Genomic DNA, 3831 nt, shown 5'->3' with positions numbered 1-3831 from the left:
CGGCGGGATGGGAATCGAGCGCCAAAGCGAAATCGTCATGGAGCAGATGAAGCTGTGCCTTCAGACGGCCGGCGCCTCGCTCGACAATGTCATGAAGTGCAACGTCTACTGCACCTCGACCAGGCACTTCGCCACGTTCAACACGATCTATGCGCGCTATTTCCCTGAAGATCCGCCGGCGCGGATATTCGTCGTGACGCCGGAATGGTTCGGTCCGTTCGACGTCGAGATCGACTGCATCGCGATGATGTGAGGACTACCGCGCCGCGACCTTCGACGCCGCCTTGGTCTCCGTTCGTCCCGCCGTCAGCGCCATCGTCGCGACGCTGACGACGCGCTCGACCACGTCCTCGACGTGGTCGAGATCGCATTTTCCCTCCGACAGTTTCGTCAGGCGCTCGCTCTCGCGGATGGTGTGATGCGCCATCGCCAGCGCGAAATTCAGGCCCCAATAGATATCGACGTCGCTGCGGTCGGGCAGGGACCTGCGCATCGCGCCCGCGAATTTGCGCAAATGGTCGATCTCGCGGTTCTTGATGCGGCGGATCGGCGGCACTGACTCGATCGAGGCGCGGATCATGAAGCGCGCCGCGGTGGAGCGCTGGTTCTCGGGGCCCAGGCACCCGCGCAGTGTGGGACCGACCAGCGCGCGCAAGATCACCTCGATCGGCGCGCGGCCGCCGCCGGCTTCTTCCGCCGCCTTCAATTCGCGCAAGCGTTCGCGATTGGTTGCGATCGAGCGGGTGACAAATAATTCCGCGATCAGCTCGTCCTTCGAGCCGAAATGATAGTTCACCGCGGCGAGGTTGACGCCCGCCTCCGCGACGATGTCGCGCAGCGTGACGTCGCCAAAGCCGCGATCGGCGTAGAGCCGTTCGGCGGCGGCGAGAATGGCAGACCTCGTATGATCGCTGGCCATGATTGGGACCTCGTCATTCCGGGGCGGCACGAAAGTGCCGAACCCGGAATCTCGCGCTGCAATTTCGAGATTCCGGGTTCGACGCTTCGCGTCGCCCCGGAATGACGTGAGGAGGGCCGCGCAGCGCCGAGGGGAGTTGCATTTCAAACACTTGTATGAAACTATCGTTTGAAGGCCGGCGAAAGTCAATCCGCCTGATGGAATTGTGCCGCACCAGGGTGCCGCCGGTTCCACGCCCCGCAATCCGCCTTATGGCGGTTGCGGGCCGCGCACCGCGGGAGGACAGTCCGGCGCAAAACAGGCTTTCAAAGCGAGAGACGAGGAGCGTCCCATGGACTTCGATATGTCGCCCAAGCAGAAGGAATGGCTCGAGCGCGTGCAGTCCTTCATGGCCAAGCACGTGCGTCCGGCGGTGCCGATCTACGATCAGCAGGACAAGAGCGGCGACCGCTGGAAGGTGATTCCGATCCTTGAAGACCTCAAGAAGAAGGCGAAGGCCGAAGGCCTCTGGAACATGTTCCTGCCGCCGAGCGAGCATGAGGACGATGAATTCCGCGGCGCGGGATTGACCAATCTCGAATACGCGCTGCTCTCGGAAGAGATGGGCCGCATCACCTGGGCCTCGGAAGTGTTCAACTGCTCCGCGCCCGACACCGGCAACATGGAAGTCTTCATCCGCTACGGCTCCAGGGAGCAGAAGCGCAAATGGCTGCGTCCGCTGATGGACGGCGAGATCCGCTCGGCCTTCCTGATGACGGAACCGGCCGTGGCCTCGTCCGATGCCACCAACATCGAGACCCGCATCGAGAAGGACGGCGATCACTACGTCATCAACGGCCGCAAATGGTGGTCATCAGGCGTCGGCGATCCCCGCTGCAAGATCGCGATCCTGATGGGCAAGACCGATTTCAACGCCGCGAAGCATCAGCAGCAGTCGCAGATCCTGGTTCCGCTCGACACGCCAGGCATCAAGGTCGAGAAGATGCTGCCGGTGTTTGGCTTCGACGACGCGCCGCACGGCCATGCCCAGGTGCTGCTCGAGAACGTGCGGGTCCCGAAGGAGAACATCCTGCTGGGCGAGGGCCGCGGCTTCGAGATCGCGCAGGGCCGCCTCGGGCCCGGCCGTATTCATCACTGCATGCGCACCATCGGCAAGGCCGAGGAAGCGCTGGAGAAGATGGTGAGGCGGCTCTCCTCGCGCACCGCCTTCGGCAAGAAGATCGTCGAGCATTCGGTGTGGGAGCAGCGCATTGGCGACGCCCGCACCAACATCGAGATGACGCGTCTTCTGTGTCTGAAGGCTGCCGACATGATGGACAAGGTCGGCAACAAGACCGCGCAGGCGGAGATCGCCATGATCAAGGTCGCCGCGCCCAACATGGCGCTGAAGATCATCGACGAGGCGATCCAGGCGTTCGGCGGCGCCGGCGTCTCCGATGAGGCCGGCCTTGCCAAGGACTACGCCCACATCCGCACGCTGCGTCTCGCTGACGGTCCGGACGAAGTGCACAATCGCGCCATTGCAAGGCTCGAGGTTCGGAAGTATGCAAATTCTCCGAAGCACTAGAAACGGCGGAGAGCGCTAGCAGCGCTCTCCTCACCGTCATTCCGGGGCGCGCAAAGCGCGAACCCGGAATCTCGAGATTCCGGGTCTGGTCCTTCGGACCATCCCGGAATGACGGCAATGAAAAGAGGGGAGCGTCACGTGACTGACGGCGTCAGGAAAGACGAGGAGTTCTCGGGCACCAAGCCAGTCGAGGAGCGTCATCGCTTCGACGAGCTCAGGCTTGAGGCCTGGATGCGCGAGCATGTCGAAGGCTTTGAAGGCCCGCTCGTCGTCCTCCAGTTCAAGGGCGGCCAGTCCAATCCGACCTACCGGCTCAACACGCCCACGCGCTCCTACGTGATGCGCAGAAAACCGTTCGGCAAATTGCTGCCGTCCGCACACGCCGTCGACCGCGAATATCGCGTCATCGCAGCCCTTGGAAAGCAGGGCTTCCCGGTCGCGCGCGCCTATGCGCTGTGCGAGGACGACGGCGTCATCGGCGCTGCCTTCTACATCATGTCGATGGAGGAGGGGCGCGTGTTCTGGGATCCGACGCTGCCGAGCCAGGACAAAGATGCGCGCCGAAAGATCTTCACCAGCAAGATCGAGACGCTGGCGAAGCTCCATATGTACGATCCGGTCGCGATTGGCCTCGGCGACTTCGGCAAGCCTGGCAATTATTTCGCGCGCCAGATCGACCGCTGGACCAAGCAGTATCGCGCGTCCGAGACCCAGCACATTCCGGAGTTCGAGAAGGTTGCTGAATGGCTGCCCAAGACCGTGCCGGAGCAGGCGCGCGTCTCGATCGTCCATGGGGACTACCGCCTCGACAATATGATTTTCCACCCGACGGAACCACGCGTGCAGGCCGTGCTCGACTGGGAACTGTCGACGCTCGGCGATCCCATGGCCGATTTCACCTATCTGTTGATGCAGTGGATCATGCCGGGCCTCGAGGGCGCCGACCTCAAGGCGCTCAACATCCCGAGCGTGGAGGAAGCCGCGCAGATCTATTGCAACGTCACCAGGATGACGGTGCCCGATCTGAACTGGTATTTTGCCTACAATCTGTTCCGCCTTGCCGGCATCACCCAGGGCATCGCCGGTCGCGTCCGGGACGGCACCGCCGCCAACGCCAAGGCGCTGGAGTCCGCCAAGCGCACCGTGCCGCTGTCGAAGGCATCGTGGGAATACGCGCAGAAGGCGGGCGCGGTGTAGACACAACAAGGCGTGGCTGGTGGCTGCGCCTTTTTTCTGTTTTGATTGAGCACTCTCTCCACGGCCTCTCTGTCATTGCCCGCGAAGGCGGACAATCCAGTATTCCAGAGACGCTGATGTTGACCGAAAGGCCGCGGCGTACTGGATG

4 protein-coding genes are annotated in these 3831 nt (G+C 62.8%); 3 read left to right on the top strand and 1 reads right to left on the bottom strand.

What is annotated here, in order from left to right:
• The coding region (locus AOQ71_RS10780; protein ID WP_245316836.1) for a RidA family protein at window positions 1-253 on the top strand (253 nt) is incomplete at its 5' end.
• 3 nt (window positions 254-256) lie between these two features.
• Here the strand turns inward: AOQ71_RS10780 and AOQ71_RS10775 are convergent.
• On the bottom strand, window positions 257-919 hold the full coding sequence (locus AOQ71_RS10775; RefSeq protein ID WP_057745679.1) for a TetR/AcrR family transcriptional regulator: 663 nt from the start codon (window positions 917-919) through the stop codon (window positions 257-259).
• Window positions 920-1250: 331 nt separating this feature from the next.
• Between AOQ71_RS10775 and AOQ71_RS10770 the strand changes: the two genes are divergently transcribed.
• Window positions 1251-2486 (top strand): acyl-CoA dehydrogenase family protein, encoded by a 1236-nt coding sequence (locus AOQ71_RS10770; protein ID WP_057745676.1) that lies wholly within the window; start codon window positions 1251-1253, stop codon window positions 2484-2486.
• 138 nt (window positions 2487-2624) lie between these two features.
• Window positions 2625-3683, top strand: a complete 1059-nt coding sequence (locus AOQ71_RS10765; protein WP_057745672.1) for a phosphotransferase family protein — start codon at window positions 2625-2627, stop codon at window positions 3681-3683.
• Window positions 3684-3831 lie beyond the last annotated feature (148 nt).

Origin of the sequence: Bradyrhizobium manausense (assembly GCF_001440035.1) — a bacterium.
GTDB lineage: Bacteria > Pseudomonadota > Alphaproteobacteria > Rhizobiales > Xanthobacteraceae > Bradyrhizobium > Bradyrhizobium manausense.
This window is presented reverse-complemented; position numbering and strand designations above follow the sequence as displayed.

Bases quoted from the DNA above. Each gene is read 5' to 3' on its own strand.
- AOQ71_RS10770 (WP_057745676.1), top strand. From the start codon at position 1,251: ATGGACTTCGATATGTCGCCCAAGCAGAAGGAATGGCTCGAGCGCGTG.
- AOQ71_RS10775 (WP_057745679.1), bottom strand. From the start codon at position 919: ATGGCCAGCGATCATACGAGGTCTGCCATTCTCGCCGCCGCCGAACGG.